The 18,306-nt window shown below is 57.3% G+C and carries 12 protein-coding genes and 1 CRISPR repeat array; of the genes, 7 read left to right on the top strand and 5 right to left on the bottom strand.

Annotated features, from left to right (window positions below; translation table 11 throughout):
- Nucleotides 1-51: 51 nt before the first annotated feature.
- Both NQF86_RS07365 and NQF86_RS07360 read left to right on the top strand, forming a co-directional pair.
- Nucleotides 52-954: a dihydrodipicolinate synthase family protein gene (locus NQF86_RS07365; protein ID WP_266116984.1), complete on the top strand. Its 903-nt coding sequence runs from the start codon at nt 52-54 to the stop codon at nt 952-954.
- A 122-nt stretch (nt 955-1,076) separates the two neighbouring features.
- Entirely contained in the window at nt 1,077-2,408 is a 1,332-nt protein-coding gene (locus NQF86_RS07360; RefSeq protein WP_266116983.1) for an alpha/beta hydrolase, read from the top strand.
- 245 nt (nt 2,409-2,653) lie between these two features.
- Nucleotides 2,654-5,977: direct repeats of the CRISPR family, unit length 29 nt; unit sequence CGGTTCATCCCCGCGTAGGCGGGGAACAG.
- 240 nt (nt 5,978-6,217) lie between these two features.
- Here the strand turns inward: NQF86_RS07360 and NQF86_RS07355 are convergent.
- Both NQF86_RS07355 and NQF86_RS07350 read right to left on the bottom strand, forming a co-directional pair.
- Entirely contained in the window at nt 6,218-7,681 is a 1,464-nt protein-coding gene (locus NQF86_RS07355; protein WP_266116982.1) for a mannitol dehydrogenase family protein, read from the bottom strand.
- Nucleotides 7,682-7,782: 101 nt separating this feature from the next.
- A complete protein-coding gene (locus NQF86_RS07350) occupies nt 7,783-8,454 on the bottom strand; it encodes an HAD family hydrolase (protein ID WP_266117056.1) in 672 nt (223 codons plus the stop codon).
- 288 nt (nt 8,455-8,742) lie between these two features.
- Between NQF86_RS07350 and NQF86_RS07345 the strand changes: the two genes are divergently transcribed.
- Nucleotides 8,743-9,525: a DUF421 domain-containing protein gene (locus NQF86_RS07345; protein ID WP_266116981.1), complete on the top strand. Its 783-nt coding sequence runs from the start codon at nt 8,743-8,745 to the stop codon at nt 9,523-9,525.
- Here NQF86_RS07345 and NQF86_RS07340 read toward each other — a convergent pair whose 3' ends face one another.
- The gene (locus NQF86_RS07340) at nt 9,526-10,176 is read right to left on the bottom strand and encodes a transglycosylase SLT domain-containing protein (protein WP_266116980.1); all 651 of its coding nucleotides are present in this window, start codon (nt 10,174-10,176) and stop codon (nt 9,526-9,528) included.
- Between the two features lie 83 nt (nt 10,177-10,259).
- A complete protein-coding gene (ssb, locus tag NQF86_RS07335) occupies nt 10,260-10,847 on the bottom strand; it encodes a single-stranded DNA-binding protein (RefSeq protein ID WP_266116979.1) in 588 nt (195 codons plus the stop codon).
- A 139-nt stretch (nt 10,848-10,986) separates the two neighbouring features.
- Between ssb and uvrA the strand changes: the two genes are divergently transcribed.
- From uvrA to NQF86_RS07315, 4 genes are all read left to right on the top strand, one after another.
- Complete coding sequence (gene uvrA / locus NQF86_RS07330; protein WP_266116978.1) at nt 10,987-13,917, top strand: excinuclease ABC subunit UvrA; 2,931 nt, start codon at nt 10,987-10,989, stop codon at nt 13,915-13,917.
- Nucleotides 13,918-13,931: 14 nt separating this feature from the next.
- A complete protein-coding gene (locus NQF86_RS07325) occupies nt 13,932-14,270 on the top strand; it encodes a DMT family transporter (RefSeq protein WP_266116977.1) in 339 nt (112 codons plus the stop codon).
- A gap of 3 nt (nt 14,271-14,273) precedes the next feature.
- On the top strand, nt 14,274-14,807 hold the full coding sequence (locus NQF86_RS07320) for a DUF2946 family protein (protein WP_266116976.1): 534 nt from the start codon (nt 14,274-14,276) through the stop codon (nt 14,805-14,807).
- 99 nt (nt 14,808-14,906) lie between these two features.
- Complete coding sequence (locus NQF86_RS07315; RefSeq protein ID WP_266116975.1) at nt 14,907-17,216, top strand: TonB-dependent receptor; 2,310 nt, start codon at nt 14,907-14,909, stop codon at nt 17,214-17,216.
- A gap of 59 nt (nt 17,217-17,275) precedes the next feature.
- On the opposite strand, the gene trhO is transcribed toward NQF86_RS07315, so the two are convergent.
- Nucleotides 17,276-18,220, bottom strand: a complete 945-nt coding sequence (gene trhO / locus NQF86_RS07310) for an oxygen-dependent tRNA uridine(34) hydroxylase TrhO (RefSeq protein ID WP_266116974.1) — start codon at nt 18,218-18,220, stop codon at nt 17,276-17,278.
- Nucleotides 18,221-18,306 lie beyond the last annotated feature (86 nt).

The raw sequence follows: 18,306 nt of genomic DNA, 5'->3' as shown, positions 1-18,306 counted from the left end.
CACCTGCCTTCCCGCCATGATGTCCAGACCTTAACGGAAAGGACAAATTCCATGACATTTTCCTTCAAAGGGCTGAGCGCCTTCCCCATCACCCCCATGCATCAGGATGCGCCTGATGAATCCCGCTTTGCCACGCTGATTTCCCGGCTGGTAGAGGCAAAAGTTGATTCCATTGGGGCTCTCGGCTCCACCGGCAGCTATGCCTTCCTGACACGGAGTGAACGGGAGAAGATCGCCCGCCTGGCTGTTAAACATGCTGGCGCAACGCCAGTTCTGGTCAGTATCGGAGCCATTAATCTGCGGGACACGCTGCTGCTGGCCGAAGATGCCCAGAAAGCCGGTGTAAAAGCCCTGCTGCTGCCCCCCATGAGCTACTTCCCCCTGCGGGACGATGAGGTCTTTACCCTATACGAGACCGTCAACAGCCATGTTTCCGTACCAGTAGTCGTCTATGACACACCCGGCACGACACAGTTCCATTTCTCGGACTCCCTGATGCAGCGCATCTGCCAGCTGAAGCATGTTCGCTCCATCAAGCTCCCCAGCGGCTCCCCCACAGCCGAAGAAGCTTCTGCCCGGATAAAGCGTCTGCTGCCAGCCCTGCCAGAGGATGTCTCTCCCGGCATCAGTGGTGACCCGACCGCTGGCAATGCCCTGATGCATGGTGCCCGCATCTGGTTCTCCGAATGGGGTGGCCTGTTCCCCCGTCTGGCCCGCCAGCTGACGGATGCTGCTCTGGCCGGGCAGAAAGACGAAGTGGCCCGTATCAACGCCATCTTCGCTCCCTTCTGGGAAATGAGCGCCCGTTATGGTGGCTCCCTGCGTGTAATCGCCTCGGCCGCCGAGATCATGGGGCTGGCCGGTGCCCATGCACTGCCCCGTCCTCTGAAGGGTGTTTCTGCACAGGATGCTGAACAGCTCGCATCCCTGATCAAAACACATCAGCCGAGCTAACCCCGGTCATGGCAGGTTCTCGCACGCAATAGAGGGCCTGCCATTTTTGAAAAACTATGGCTTTTCCATGAACAGAATTATGGTAGCGTCTGGAACATCATTTTCTATTCCGTGACGGCTCCATGTCTGTAGATTCACCATTCCGCCATCAGATACTCCGCTTCTGGAAGCACGGCCTCCTTGCCAGCGCTCTGATGCTGCCTCTCGGGAATACCTGTCTGGCACAGACCGAATCCGCCGACTGCAAACCGCTGGAAGCTCTCCAGCCACCGCAGGCTAACACGACAGACCCGCATAAACCCTTCTATATTGATACATCTGGCCTGAGCGGGGCCGGTGCCATGCCCGTGCATGACCCACATAATCCGCTTTATCCAAAAGCCACGGACCTGCCAGATTCAACACTTCCACCAGTTGGCAAGACAGGCAATTACATTCTTGGGCCAACTCACTCACTACCGCCCGAATGGCAGAAAATTCCACCTGCACAAGGGCGGCTCATCAGCTTCACGCTAACCTCATCATCCACCAGCGGCTATAATCCGGGAACCACACGGGACGAACCCGAACCCTGTGCCATTGGCATGAAGAATGTTTCCACCAGTCAGCCAGGTGACCCGTCTATTCTGAATGTTCCGGCTGCCCATCCGGCCCCGTGGACCCGCACGGTGGATATCTATGTTCCCCCCAACATGCCCGCCAACCGCCCCCTGCCATTCCTAATCTTTGGTGATGGCGGCAATAATGGCATCTATCCGGGGCGTGATTTGTTCGCTCTTGTAGATAGGATGATAGAAGAACACCATATCCCCCCCATGGTTGTGATTGGCGTGGGATCGGGCGGCGGCGATGCTCAGGGCAGTGAACGTGGTCGGGAATATGACACCATGTCCGGCGATTATGCGGACTGGGTAGAAACCCATATTCTGCCTCTCGTAGAGCAGAAAGCTAACGTCATCCTCTCCCATAATCCAGAAGAACGGGCCACTATGGGGTTCAGCTCCAGCGGAGCAGCCGCTTTTGCTATGGCGTGGTTCCGGCCAAATCTCTATCATCGGGTGTTAGCCTACTCACCATCTCTAGTTAACCAGCAGTGGCCTCACAACCCGGCATTACCCGGCGGTGGATGGCAGCTTCATTCCCCATGGGCTGGCGCCCCGCAAGCCGTCTCCCCCGAACCCGGAGCCGCCCTTATACCTGCGGCACCCCGAGCACCACTGCACATCTGGTACGAGGTCGGAGATCAAGACCTGTTCTACCCTGTTCGCCCCATGCCAGATGGAATGCATGACTGGGTTCTGGCCGGTGAAAATCTGGCCCGTGTGCTGGGAGACAAGGGCTATGACTATCAGTTTGTCTTCTCCCGCAACGCCCAGCATATAGATGGCCCCACCATAGAACAGACCCTCCCCGAAGCACTGGAATGGCTCTGGCAGGCTCGTACTGGGCCTTAACCTTAGCACCGCCTTATACTTATACGTTATGAAGACCCTGTTTAACTGAAAAGGCAGGTATATCCCTTTCAAATTCCCTCTGTCACAGCTTTATAGCAATGAGGAGTAATAAGATAGTATTCAGGACTAAAATGGCAGTCCTGACATTCTCACTAAAGAGTCCCATAATTCCTCCTTTAATGGCTATTTTGCCCCCACATGAACACACAACAAAATTCTCACCACCCTTTAAGTTGATGGTCAATTAATTCATCCCCGCATAGGCGGGGAACAGCTCTGCTCATGTTTATATGAGCAAAATAGATTCGGTTCATCCCCGCGTAGGCGGGGAACAGTTGACGGCGGACAATCTGGGTATCGCAATCGCCGGTTCATCCCCGCGTAGGCGGGGAACAGGCTCTAGACCCTGAGGGCTTCGTGCTGTTCGCCGGTTCATCCCCGCGTAGGCGGGGAACAGGCGGAGCGGCATGGCTTTGCCCGTGCTAAAGCCGGTTCATCCCCGCGTAGGCGGGGAACAGCCTACGATGGCCGATGCGTCTCTCCAAGAGAGCGGTTCATCCCCGCGTAGGCGGGGAACAGCTTCTCTTGAACTTGGCCTTTTCCCGTGCCTGCGGTTCATCCCCGCGTAGGCGGGGAACAGCACCCGCTCTACGATTTCACGGAATTGAACGTCGGTTCATCCCCGCGTAGGCGGGGAACAGCAGGTGCTTCCTGTTGCCGCCAGCCGTTCTTCCGGTTCATCCCCGCGTAGGCGGGGAACAGCGAAACCTGTCGATGCAAGGTAGCCGCATCCCCGGTTCATCCCCGCGTAGGCGGGGAACAGGACGTGAAAGAGACGGGATTTTCCCCGTGGGACGGTTCATCCCCGCGTAGGCGGGGAACAGCTCAAGCGGGGTTTTTATTTGGAGCCCCCCTTCGGTTCATCCCCGCGTAGGCGGGGAACAGGCCTTGACGATCAAACCACGCTTTTCTAGAGCCGGTTCATCCCCGCGTAGGCGGGGAACAGTACCCTTTCCCTGCGCTCTGGGAATCCATACCCGGTTCATCCCCGCGTAGGCGGGGAACAGGACCCCATGGCCAGCTCAATGAAGCCCCTCAGCGGTTCATCCCCGCGTAGGCGGGGAACAGATATGACAGACGCACATCTGCGTTCTGTGACCCGGTTCATCCCCGCGTAGGCGGGGAACAGGGTGAATCCAGATGGGGTTACTCGAATCTCCTCGGTTCATCCCCGCGTAGGCGGGGAACAGCTGAAATCAATGTCCGGCAGCAGGAGAAGATGCGGTTCATCCCCGCGTAGGCGGGGAACAGTTGACGGCGGACAATCTGGGTATCGCAATCGCCGGTTCATCCCCGCGTAGGCGGGGAACAGGCTCTAGACCCTGAGGGCTTCGTGCTGTTCGCCGGTTCATCCCCGCGTAGGCGGGGAACAGGCGGAGCGGCATGGCTTTGCCCGTGCTAAAGCCGGTTCATCCCCGCGTAGGCGGGGAACAGCTATGCCGTGAGAATGCGCCAACACGCAAAGGCGGTTCATCCCCGCGTAGGCGGGGAACAGTACCCGTCACTGGGTCCAATGCCTGATAATAACGGTTCATCCCCGCGTAGGCGGGGAACAGAGGGACCACGGAAAGTCGGGCTGGTGCCCACGCGGTTCATCCCCGCGTAGGCGGGGAACAGTCCGCCTTTGTCGGGTTGTGTCTCGATTTCCACGGTTCATCCCCGCGTAGGCGGGGAACAGGGTTCACCATTGCTGCGCCACAGCCTCACGGTCGGTTCATCCCCGCGTAGGCGGGGAACAGTGCAACAGTACTGTGAAAAACTCCATCTATTACGGTTCATCCCCGCGTAGGCGGGGAACAGAAAAGCCTCCAAGTCCATAATACAGACTAAATCGGTTCATCCCCGCGTAGGCGGGGAACAGGTTGTGAGGCGAATTATGAAAAATTGGCTCTGCGGTTCATCCCCGCGTAGGCGGGGAACAGGATTGAAGGGCATTATCGCCATAAAGCAAACCCGGTTCATCCCCGCGTAGGCGGGGAACAGCTCCAAGGACAAATTGCTGATGCTAAAAACAGTCGGTTCATCCCCGCGTAGGCGGGGAACAGTGGGGCGATGCCAACCCTGCCGCCCGGATGCGCGGTTCATCCCCGCGTAGGCGGGGAACAGCATCCGCAGTGGGGCACGCTGTGGGGACTGTTCGGTTCATCCCCGCGTAGGCGGGGAACAGGACCGAGCTTTTGCCTTCATTGAGGCGCACGGCGGTTCATCCCCGCGTAGGCGGGGAACAGGGCTCCGGTGTCAAGGAAAGGTATGGGTCGGACGGTTCATCCCCGCGTAGGCGGGGAACAGTTGGTTGTTTCAGTTTCGGAAGCCTTGGAACGCGGTTCATCCCCGCGTAGGCGGGGAACAGATGCAACGATAGAGGCAGTTAATAGTTGCACTCGGTTCATCCCCGCGTAGGCGGGGAACAGAGACTCTCAAGGCCAGCTGGATATCGCAGTGTCGGTTCATCCCCGCGTAGGCGGGGAACAGGCCCGGCTTTAGCTGCACGACGACTTGAAAATCGGTTCATCCCCGCGTAGGCGGGGAACAGACACCATGGCCATGCGTCAGGCGCATTTCCAGCGGTTCATCCCCGCGTAGGCGGGGAACAGGATGTGAAGGGACAAACGGATTCCTGACTGCCCGGTTCATCCCCGCGTAGGCGGGGAACAGTGAGCTATCACGCAATTCTACGTATCGTTTATCGGTTCATCCCCGCGTAGGCGGGGAACAGCAGCTCTTTATTAGTAAGAAATAATGTCCGTTCGGTTCATCCCCGCGTAGGCGGGGAACAGGTCGGCAAGAAAGGGGCGGATTCATTCGCCGCCGGTTCATCCCCGCGTAGGCGGGGAACAGTTGAAGTAGGCAAGTAAAAAGGCTTTCCTTTACGGTTCATCCCCGCGTAGGCGGGGAACAGATCTTCCTCCAATGTCAATGAAGGAAAAGCCACGGTTCATCCCCGCGTAGGCGGGGAACAGCTCAAACAAGCTACCACACTATCGACCTCCCCCGGTTCATCCCCGCGTAGGCGGGGAACAGTTCAGTATCTCTATTATTAGCTCTACTATTGCCGGTTCATCCCCGCGTAGGCGGGGAACAGTTGTCAGCAAGGGCAATAACCCTTGCTTTAAGCGGTTCATCCCCGCGTAGGCGGGGAACAGCTTAATGTGGCTATACAGAAAAACACGGATGCCGGTTCATCCCCGCGTAGGCGGGGAACAGCATGATAGCCAAAACAGCGTCATCCTCAAACCCGGTTCATCCCCGCGTAGGCGGGGAACAGAAAACGTCTGCCTCACAGGATTTGCAAAACGCCGGTTCATCCCCGCGTAGGCGGGGAACAGCCTGCAAACCCCCGGTAAAATGATGTTAAATACGGTTCATCCCCGCGTAGGCGGGGAACAGGAAACCTGCCCCGCTGTCAAGTATTGCGTCAACGGTTCATCCCCGCGTAGGCGGGGAACAGGTTGTGACTATCATCGTTAAATGGGCAGAATTGGGTTCATCCCCGCGTAGGCGGGGAACAGACTTCTTATAACCACCTATAATATAAGTCTTTTTTTATTGTCAAAGAACGTACCAACTTAAATATAAATTTACTATCCATTCCGAGACAAGCCTACTCACGGCACAAACAAGAAAAACAACGGCCTTTGAAAAGGCTCCATTCACATCAGGAAACAACTTATCCACAAAAATGGTCACAGATACGAAAAAGGGGAAAGGCTGAACCTTCCCCCTCATCCATGCTCGAACAAAGCTAGCTATCACACGGGCAGACTAGCCAGAACGCCTTCTTTACGGATCAACTCACGAGCATGAGCAACCTCCTGCTCAATCTCCGGTGTCAGCAGATCACGCCAACCATCAAAAGCGGGTAGCCCGATGGACGCCTTAAGGTCATCAGAAGCAGCAATCTTCAACTGTTCCTCGCTCAGGAACGGCTCATGCAGCGTGATTTTTCCGCCCTTTTCGCTCCGACCACGCAGGAGCTCCAGCAGCAGCGCCATACAATACACAACACGGGAACGATCACGCTCACCACCCAGAGCGGCACGGACAGTCTCCGTCCAGAATACCTGAGCCTTAGAGGTCGCATCAGAGGCAATACGGGCAACCTGATCCGCCATGGCCGCATTGGAGAAACGGGTCAGCAGCGTCTCTTTATATTTGTGCAGGTCCACACCCGGAGGTGCCTTGAGAGTAGGGATCACATCCTTTTCCAGAACAGAATCCACAAACTTATGCACACGCTTCTCGGCCAGAACCTCATCGACCAGCTTGAGGTCCAGCAACATACCCGCTGCACTGAGAATGAGATGGCTGGAGTTGAGCATGCGTATTTTGGCATGCTCATAGGCACTCACCTGATCGGTGAACTCCACACCCACTTTCTCAAAGGCCGGACGACCCGCTGCAAACTTATCCTCAATCACCCACTGGATGAAATCCTCAGACAGAAGCGGCTGAAGGTCATCCAACCCACTGCGCTTATTCAGCTCTGCCTTACCCTCCGCAGAAACGGACGGTGTGATGCGATCCACCATAGCATTGGGGAAAGTCACATTCTGGTCGATCCACGCTGCCAGATCAGCATCCACGGCACGGGCATAACCAACAAAAGCCTTACGGGACACATCACCATTATGGCGCAGATTATCGCACGACATGACTGTCAGGCCACCATGACCAGCCTCACGGCGGCGGCGCAGCCCTTCCACCACAAAGCCAAAAATGGTCTTTGGATTCTTCGGATCAGCCAGATCATCCTGAACAGTCGGCAGAGACGTACGGAACTCACCCGTTGTCTCGTCAATATTATAGCCGCCTTCCGTAATGGTCATGGAGACGATCTTCGTTGCCTTATCCGCCAGAAGGGCAAGCACCTTTTCCGGTTCATCCGGTGCATGAACATAATCACGCAGGCAGCCCATAACACGAATATCAGCCTTACCGTTCGCCGCGATTTCCGTCAGAGAGTACAGGCCATCCTGTGCACGGAACTCCTCCGCCTTCCTATCGGATTGCCCACCAGACCGCAGACCAACACCAATAACGCCCCAGTTCTGCTGGTCAGGCAGGGCCAGAACACGGTCCACATAGTACCCGAGGTGAGCACGAAAGAAGTTACCTACACCGAAATGCACGATGCCGGGCGTCACCTTGCGCACATCGTAAGAGGGGCCAGCAACGGTTTTCGGCAGGGTCTTCAGGCCGTCATATGTCAGCATAAATAACATGTCTCCGGAAGAATCATGGAGGAAATGGACAGGCAAAGCCGTCTCCGCCCCAATCCAGTGCGAGGCGGATGCCAGTTTCAAACAGGCTCGGCTTAGCCTTTGCGATGCTCCTCCTGAGCCGCAATAATCTTCTTCAGCAGCGGCACAAACTCATCAAGGTGTGCAATACGCAGCAGGCCCGGCCATGAAGGAGCAGGCTTGTCGAGGTCACGCAGCAACACACAGGCCATACCTGCACGGCGGGCAGCCTCAACGCCAGCATCGGAATCTTCAAGCACCAGACAATGAGCCGGGTCGATCCCTTCCTGCTTGGCGCCATAGAGATAAATGTCCGGGCGTGGCTTGGGCATGTTCAGGTCCCGACCGGAGTGGATACGCTCCTCCTTCAGGATCTTATCCAGACCCGTGCTGGAGAACTTCGCTTCCATTTCAGCTTCTGAAGAATTGGACCCGACACGGATCGGCAAGCGGATCTCATTGACGACATCACGCAGCATTTTCGTGGCACCAGGGACTTCCTTTGCCTTCTTCCGCATCATCTCCACGATGCGGTCCTGCATGATCATGTCCCAGTTATCAGGCAGTGTATCGCCTGTCTTCTCGGCAATCATTTCGCCGATCTTGGCCAGCTCGCCGCCACCAAAAAGCTTATTGCCTTCTTCATCGCTGATGTCCCAGCCGTGATTACGTGCATCCTCAGACATCAGAGCCGTGGAGAGATGCTCCCCCCCCACCAGCACGCCATCACAGTCGAAAAGGATCATCTCAAGGCGCCCTGTGGGCAGAATGGCAGCAGGGGCCTGATCGGGGATCGGAAAATTCGTGTGCTTGCTCATGAACGCTCCTTCATTTGCCTTACCTGAATCGGTCTCTGAAACCTTACGCCTGTCTTACTGCAAGACTAACAGGCAGGAAAAAGATCGCAATATCTTGAAAACCTATGGGAGAAGCTTATAGCATAGCGCAGCAGGGACTTCATCCCCCATGCCCGGGCAGGCACAGCGACCATAGCCCGCCGGGACATGCTACTTATCCCTCTGCAAGGTCTTCCGATGCTCCACCAAATCTTCCCTAACCTTACCCTCAACCTATGGATGTTCCTGAAACTGGTGACAGGCTTCGCCATCATCATCGGTTATCTGAACATCTCCGGGCGCAGCCAAGTCTCCCAGATGAATGCGATCGACCTTGTCGGTAACTTCATCCTTGGTGGTCTTGTCGGTGGGGTCCTCTATACGACCAACATTTCCTTCCATGAATATGTCATCGCCCTGCTTATTGGCGTGGGTATTCTGCTGACACTCACGCGCTTCTGCCGGAAGATCAACCTGTTCAGAAACGTGACGATTGGCCGTCAGATTCCCATCATCAAGGATGGCCGGTTCCTGATGGAAAACATCCGGGACAAGAACAACAAGATTGACATGCTCAATATTGCTTCACAGCTCAATATTCAGGGCATCTACTCTTTCGATGATGTTTACTTCGCACAGGTGGAGCCAAGCGGTGCCATTACCGCCATTACAGACAAGAAGAAGCTGCCTGCCCTGATCGTCTATTATGATGGTGTTATCCGTGCCAACGATCTTGAAGATGTCGGCCTTAGTGAAGAAGACCTCATGGAAGACATGAAGAAGCGGAACATCGAAAAGCTGGAAGACATCTTCCTGGCCGAGATTAAGGATGGTCAGTTCCGCTACGTGCTGATGAATGGTAACGTCATTCCCCACACACGCCATGATGACCGGGACGGAGCCCCCACAAAGGCCCCGCACAGCCCCGGCGCAGCCGCAGCACTGGCCAACGGCCTGACAAGCCCGCAGAAAGGCGGCTGATTAGAACAGCCAATCCCAAAAGTTTTCCCACCAGCCGCCTTTGAGCCTGTCCTTACAGGCATCATACTGCTGCTGGTACTGCTGGGCACGGTGGCCTACCTTACGGGCCACCGTCACCAACCATCCTTTTGAGGCATAGGTCCGGCGGCGATAGCCGGTCCATCCTTCATGATAGGCAAGATACTGACGGGTGGCATCGGTAACAGGAATACCGTCCACCTTTCTGCTATTGGTAATGTACCAATTCATGAAATTAAGCGCATCAGCATAGTCAGTCCGGCTACCACCCGCACCCGTCTGCCGCTGATAATCGTGCCAGATTTCATCCTTGGCCTGCGCATAGCCGTAAGCCGTGCTGATATGGCCCCACGGGATGATCCAAAGGATATAAGTCCGTCTGGTCCGTGCATTAGCCCGAAAACTGGATTCCTGATTCATCATGGCCATGGGGACAGAAACAGGAATGTGCCATTTGGCTTCCTGTCGCATGGCCGCATGATACCAGCTGCGCTTTTCCTGAAAGATGGAACAGAGATTATTGGGATTCCGTGGTGGAGCAGTAGCACAGCCGGCAAGCAGGCCCCCGGCCAGTACCAGTACGGCACCAGCCTGCACACGCCCCGCGCTCCGTCTGTACCACACTCCCCTCATGTCCCCAGCCTCTCCGCCTTATGGACGTGTCCCCATCATGGCCCGGCACACGTCACCGGGCCATTCATCATCACGATACAGGGTTAGAACGGGATTTCATCATCCAGACTCTGATCGCCATGCCCAGACGATGAGCTATCCCAACCAGAATTGGACCCGCCACCAAAGCCACCGCCCTGCTGCGGACCACGATTACCACCACCAGCACCGCCACGACCCGCAGGGGCAGAACCGCCACCACCACCCCAATTGCTGCCGCCGTCATTGTAACCGCCGTCATAGCCATCATCGCCATAACCACCGTCACCACCACCGCTGCGCTGGCTATCCAACAGCACAAGATTGCCACGGAAACGGTCAATCACGACCTCAGTCGTGTATTTCTCCATGCCCTGCTGGTCTGTCCATTTGCGGGTACGGAGTTCACCTTCAATATAGACCTTACGGCCCTTACGCAGATAGCGTTCCGCCACCTCGCCAACACGCTCATTGAAGATGACGACACGGTGCCATTCCGTCCGGTCACGCCGTTCGCCCGTGTTACGATCATTCCATGTATCGCTCGTGGCGATGGCCAGATTGACGACCTTGCTGCCGGACTGGGTATTGCGAACCTCCGGGTCACGCCCCAGATTTCCTACCAGAATGACCTTATTTACGCTGCCTGCCATGCGTCTTTTTCCACTTCTCTCAAGAACTTTTCATTGCCACGGTTCGATTCTGGCACCGTGTACCCATATTGCCTATATTGCACAGATGGACCGCCCATGCATCCACCACAGCCCGCAAGGCCGTCATTGAGGACATAGCGTGACAGATACAGCCCCTCCCGCCAGCACAAGCCACATCATTGTCCGTGGTGCCCGCACGCATAATCTGCAGAACGTCAATGTCACCATCCCCCGGGACAGACTGACCGTACTGACGGGCCTGTCCGGCTCTGGCAAGTCCTCCCTCGCTTTCGACACCATCTACGCTGAAGGACAGCGGCGCTATGTGGAAAGCCTCTCCGCCTATGCTCGCCAGTTTCTGGAGCTGATGGGCAAGCCGGATGTGGATTCCATTGAAGGTCTCTCCCCGGCCATTTCCATCGAGCAGAAAACGACCTCCCGCAACCCACGCTCCACGGTCGGCACGATCACCGAGATTCACGACTATATGCGCCTGCTCTGGGCACGGGCGGGAGTTCCCTACTCCCCCGCTACCGGCCTGCCCATCGAGGCACAGAGCATCAGCCAGATGGTGGACCGTGTGATGGCCATGCCCGCCGGCACACGGCTCATGCTGCTGGCCCCGGTCGTGCGGGACCGCAAGGGCGACTGTGCGAAGGAACTGGCCGAGTTGACCCGCCGAGGCTTCGCCCGTGTGCGGATTGACGGCACGCTCTATGAGATCAGTGACGCCCCGAAACTGAACCGCAAGACACGCCATAATGTGGATGTCGTGGTGGACCGTGTGGTGCTGAAAGAGGGTGTGGAAACCCGGCTGGCGGACAGTTTTGAAACCGCTCTGGAACTCTCGGACGGTCTGGCCTCCGTTGAGGAAGTCCTCCGCAGCGGGGAAGAGCGTGAGCCGCTGAAAGCCGCCTTCTCCTCCCGCTATTCCTGCCCGGAATCCGGTTTCATGCTGGAAAGTGTGGAACCCCGCCTTTTCTCCTTCAACGCCCCAATGGGAGCCTGCCCAACCTGTGACGGGCTGGGGACAGAAACGCATTTCGACCCCAACCTCATCATCCCCGATGACAGCCTGACCCTGCGTGAAGGTGCCATCGCACCATGGCGGAATGAGCAGGACCCGCTCTTTGATCAGACACTCGCCGCCCTCGCCCGCCATTGCGGAGAAACACTGGACACACCTTGGAGCAAGCTGAAGGAAACCTCCCTCCAATTCCTTCTTCATGGCGGGCCAGAAGCTGTCAGCATCCCCTATCAGGATGGCAAGGGAAAGACCTACACCATCAACCGGCCTTTTGAAGGCATCATCAGCCATCTGCAACGCCGTCTGGCGCAAAGCAGCAGCGTTCATGTACGGGAGGCTCTTGGCCGGTATCAGTCCGCCATGCCCTGCCCCGCCTGTCATGGTGCCCGCCTGCGGCCGGAAGCCCTCTGCGTGAAGGTCAATGACAGCAACATCGCCGAGGCTTCGGAACTAACCATCAGCGAGGCCCTCTCATGGTTCAGCACCGTGGAGGCCAGCCTGACTCCCCAGCGGGCCGAAATCGCCCGCCGCATCCTCAAAGAAATCACCGAACGGCTGCACTTCCTTGACCGTGTGGGACTGGATTATCTCACCCTCTCCCGCAGTTCCGGCACACTCTCCGGCGGGGAGAGCCAGCGCATCCGGCTGGCCTCGCAGATCGGCTCTGGCCTGACGGGTGTCCTCTATGTGCTGGATGAACCCTCCATCGGGCTGCACCAGCGGGACAATGCCCGCCTGCTCACCATGCTGGAGAGGCTGCGGAATCTCGGCAATACCGTCCTTGTCGTGGAGCATGATGAGGATGCCATCCGGCAGGCAGACTATCTCATCGACATGGGGCCGGGTGCCGGAACACAGGGCGGGCATGTCATCGCCTGTGGCACACCGGAAGAAGTCGCCCAAAATCCCGACAGCCTGACTGGCGCATGGCTGGCAGGCCGCCGGGGCATCCCCGTCCCCGCCACACGCCGCAAAAGCAAACGCTGGGTCAGCATCCACGGAGCCAAAGGAAACAACCTCAAAAATGTCAGTGTGAAGTTCCCGCTTGGTACCTTCATTGCCGTGACGGGCGTTTCCGGCAGCGGGAAGTCCACGCTGATTACCGATACCTTCTATAAGGGACTGGCCCGACAGATCATGAAATCTGCCGCTGTCCCCCTGCCTTATGGGCGGCTGGAAGGCACCGAGCAGCTCGACAAGATCATCGAGATCGACCAGTCCCCCATCGGGCGGACGCCCCGCTCCAACCCCGCCACCTATACAGACCTCTTTGCCCCCATCCGGGACTGGTTCGCTGAACTGCCAGAGGCCAAAGCACGAGGCTACAAGCCGGGGCGCTTCTCCTTCAACGTCAAGGGAGGGCGCTGCGAGGCCTGTCAGGGTGATGGTGTCCTGAAGATCGAGATGCACTTCCTGCCGGATGTATTCGTCACCTGCGATACCTGCAAAGGGGCCCGCTATAACCGGGAAACGCTGGAGATCAAGTTTAAGGGCAAATCCATCGCTGACGTTCTGGCCATGACGGTGGATGAGGCTGTCCCATTCTTCAGCGCTGTGCCCCGCATTGCAGACCGTCTCTCCATCCTTCAACAGGTGGGGCTGGGTTATGTAGCCCTTGGGCAGCAGGCCACCACCCTCTCCGGTGGTGAAGCCCAACGTGTGAAACTCGCCAAGGAACTCGCCCGCCGTGCCACAGGCCGGACCCTTTATGTGCTGGATGAGCCCACCACCGGCCTGCATACTGAAGACGTCCACAAACTGCTGAATGTTCTTCATGCTCTGGTGGAACAGGGCAACACGGTGCTGGTCATCGAGCATAATCTTGATCTCATCAAGACGGCAGACTGGGTGATCGACATCGGGCCGGAAGGCGGTGCGGGTGGTGGACAGGTTGTCGCCACCGGCACGCCGGAAGACATCGCCGCCTGCAAGGAGAGCCATACCGGGCACTTCCTCGCCCCCATGCTGGCCGCCGGTCACTCTACCCCCAGCCAGACATCAGAGAAGCCTGTCAGGAAAGGTGGCAAAAAGCGGAAAGCCTGATATAGGGTGCGGCCATGACGCCTTTTCTTGCCTGGCTCTTTCTGTTCGGAGCCATCCTTCTGGAGGTTCTGGCGACCAGCCTGCTCAACATCTCCAACGGGTTCCGCAGGCCCCTACCCACCATCGGCTCGCTCCTGCTCTATGGGGCTGCTTTCTTCTGTCTGGCACAGGCGCTGAAATGCATTCCCCTCGGCATTGCCTATGCTGTCTGGTGTGGGGTGGGGATTGTCTGCATCGTTCTCATCGGTGTGACCATCTTCCGCCAGCCCCTCAACATGATGGCCTATCTGGGAGTGGGACTCATCATGCTGGGGACATTGCTGGCCTGCCTCTCCGGTGGAGTGCGACACTGAAGCATGAGAGCCGCCCCCGCCCACAGCCTACTGACCTTCCCTGCCCTGCTACGTTGGCACCCGCTGCGCTGCCTCATGGTACTGGTCATGTTGCTGGGCTTTGGGGCACAGACACTTCTCACAGCCTCCAGCCTGCCGGATGAAAGCCCCAGAGCGGCCATCTTACGACTGACGGGCATTGATATTGCTCCCCAGCCAGACCCCGATCCTGCGCCTGCCATGACCGACATGGATCATGCCACCATGACGCCGGGAGCGCCGCATCAACACTGCCTACCAAAAGCATCTCCCCACCAGATGAAAAGTCATCATCATTCTGGTGGGCATCACCATCACGGGCTGGACTGTCCTCTCTGCCCTCTGCTGGATCACATCCTTCTTGCGCTGACGGTCCTTACCGTACTGCTCAGCTGCATCAAGCTGGCCAGACAGGTCTGGCAGGCCGTACCACCGGCACAAGCCCCACCGGAACCGACACGTCAGCGCCCTCCCAGCCGTGGACCACCCTCCATCCTTCTGAATCACGCACCAATCTGACCGATCCAGCCTGAAGGGCTGCGTATCGGCCTTTCTGCATGTTTTCTTCAGGATGGATGAGTCTTGTCTATTTTCTGCCATTGCAAGGGCGGGCGTATCATGCGTTCAGCCCATGCCTGTCATCGTCTACCGTCTTTCTCCGCTCTGACCACCCTGCTGCTGGGCAGCCTGATCCTGCCAACCCAACAGGCAAACGCCCAGACCATACCAGCCCCCACAACCTCCCCCACCGATCCCCCGCAAATATCCCCCATCCAGCAATTCCCTGCCTCTCTGACACCCAAAACGGCTACACCATCCTCCAACACGCCCCACGCAGTTGAGCAGATCAATGTCACGGCTACACGACGGCCTTTCACACAGGCAGCCGATACGACCGCCCTGTTCCGGGACGTACCGGGCTTCAGTAGTTACAAAACGGGGGGTATTGCCAGCCTGCCAGTCCTCAACGGCATGGCTGATGACCGGGTCGCTACCTTCGTGGATGGCATGCCCCTGATGGCAGACTGTCCCAACCACATGAACCCTGCCCTCTCCCAGATCAGCCTTGATGAGGTCTCCCACAGCATTGCCATTGCAGGGATCACACCTGTCAGCCTCGGCGGAGACAGTACGGGCGGCACCATATCCGTAGAACGAAAGGACCCGCAATTCGCCAAGAAAGGCAACATTCTCGTGACAGGCGATGGACGGGAAGACTGGCGCAGCAATGGCGGCGGCTCTGGCGCCGGTGGCTCCATCACAGTGGCCAACGACATGTTCAGCCTGCGCTATAGTGGCTCTTACACCCATGCCAGTGACTATACGGCTGGAGGACGTGGGGGACGAGTTCGTTCCAGCAGCTATCTCAGTTTCAACCATGATGTGACAGCTGGACTGAAGCTGAAGAACCATCTTTTCAGCCTGACATTTGGCCAGCAGGACACACCCTATGAAGGCTTCCCCAACCAGTACATGGATGAAACCAACAACCGTTCCACCTTCGTGAATGGCAAATATACCGGTACATTCAACTGGGGCACGCTGGAAGCCCGAGGTTACTGGCAGCGTGTGACCCATGCCATGAACATGCTGGCCGACAAAGGCGGCCATAGCGCCACCACCGGGATGCCCATGAACAGCGATGGCCGGACGGCGGGCTATAGTCTCGTTGCCACGGTACCGCTTGGCCGGAGCCATCAGCTCAAAGTGGGAAGTTCCTTCAGCCATGATGGTCTCAATGACTGGTGGCCGCCTGTCATGGGCAGCATGATGATGGGGCCGGGCACCTTCCACAGCCTGAACGGAGCACATCGGGATCATCTCGGTCACTTCATCCAATGGGATGCACAATGGACGCCCCGCCTCTCCTCCGAACTCGGTATGCGCAGCGATGTCATCATGATGAATACCGGCCCGGTCTCCCCCTATCAGGGTCTGTCATCCTCCATGAGCGGAATGAGTATGGGAGGCAGCATGTCTATGATGGGCATGAACAGCATGTCCGGCATGGGCATGTCGGGTATGGGAATGTCTGGCATGAGCATGGGCCGCACCAATCAGGCAGCAGCCCGTGCCTTCAACAATGCCCGCCGGGGACGTACAGACGATAATTTCGATGTCACAGCCCTGCTCCGCTACCGAGCCAGTGCCTATCTGAACATCGAAGGCGGCTATGCCCGCAAGACACGTTCTCCCAACCTGTATGAACGCTATGGCTGGAGCCGGGAAAGCATGACAGCCCGTATGATAAACTGGTTTGGAGATGGCAACGGCTATGTCGGCAACCTGAACCTGAAACCGGAAGTCGCCAACACCACCAGCGTGACCTTCCGCTTCCACGATGCGGATGACCATCAATGGGAGGCCATGATCCAGCCTTTCTACACCTACACGCATAATTACATTAACGTCGTACGTATCGGGGCCCTCGCACGAGGGTTCAATCTGCTCCAGTTCGTCAACCATAATGCCCAGAGCTACGGCATCAATGCGTCCAGTCGGGCAACCCTGTGGGACAACACGCGCTGGGGCACGGGCGAGCTCTCAACCAATCTGAACTGGGTACGTGGGCAGGACTTCAAGACTCATTCCGGCCTGTACCAGCAGATGCCCCTTAATGGAACCATCCGCCTGCATGAGCATTTTGGCCCATGGCATGGCATGGCCGAGGTCGTGCTTGTCAAAGCAAAACATACGGTGGACTGGGTCCGCAATGAGCCACGCACACCCGGCTATGCGCTGTTCAATCTCGGAGCAGGATATCACTGGTCCCGCTACCTTCAGCTGGATGTGAGCCTCGATAACCTGCTGAACCAGCGTTACGCCCTGCCACTGGGTGGCCGGGCCGTCAGCACGGCAGGCAGCCCTCCCGGCCCCGTGCTGGGCATGGGCCGCTCCCTCAACCTGACCCTGCGGGAGCATTTCTGAACATGAAAAAGGCGCCTCCTGTATGGGAGACGCCTTTTCCTGCTACATGAAGACAGAGTTCAGCCCTGCGCTTCATCACCCAGATGGATGCGTCCCTGCTGCTCGGCCAGCTGTGCCTGACGCTGGCGTTCACGATAACGCTGGCGCTGTGCCTCCGTCTTCTGGCCATAACAATGCGGGCAGCTCACACCTTCCTCATAATGAGGAGACTGCTTGTCTTCCGCACTGATAGGCGCACGGCAGGCATGGCAAAGATCGTACTTACCCAGCTTCAGCCCATGCCCGACTGAGACACGCTGGTCGAATACGAAACATTCACCATCCCACAGGCTTTCTTCTTCCGGGATTTCTTCCAGATATTTCAGAATGCCGCCTTTCAGATGATACACATCCTCCACACCTTCCTGACGGGCAAAGGCGGTGGATTTTTCACACCGTATGCCCCCCGTACAGAACATGGCGATCTTCGGTGTGCGCCCCTGCGCCTCCACCTCTTTCCGCCAGTTGCGGAACCATTCCGGAAAAGCTCGGAACGTCTTCAGGTTCGGGTCCACAGCACCACGGAATGTCCCGATGGCCACCTCATAATCGTTGCGTGTATCCATCACAACCGTATCAGGGTCGGAGATCAGAGCATTCCAATCTTTCGGCTCGACATAACGACCGACACAGACATGCGGATCAATATCCGGCTGCCCCATCGTCACAATCTCTTTCTTCAGCCGCACTTTCATGCGCAGGAAAGGCATCGTTCTGGCACGGGACTTCTTGTAATCAAACCCGGCGCAACCCGGCAGGCTGTTAATATACGCCAGAACAGCATCAATACCCGCATCTGACCCGGCAATCGTGCCGTTAATGCCTTCACGGGCCAGCAACAGACTGCCTTTGACACCTTCCTTCTGGCATGTCTCCAGAAGCGGCTCACGCAGGGCTTTATGATCGTCAAAAGCAGTGAAATGATAAAGGGCGGCCACACAGACCGGCAAGGATGTATCAGTCATTCAGTCAACCATCTCGCAAAGAAGGAACTCTTTGTTCTTCTAGCAGGATAGACTAGTCAGGGGCACCCTCCAGCAGAGATGAAGGT

Source organism: Bombella pluederhausensis (genome assembly GCF_026385525.1).
GTDB lineage: Bacteria > Pseudomonadota > Alphaproteobacteria > Acetobacterales > Acetobacteraceae > Bombella > Bombella pluederhausensis.
Note: the sequence above shows the minus strand (reverse complement) of the source record. Positions and strands in the feature narration are given on the sequence as shown.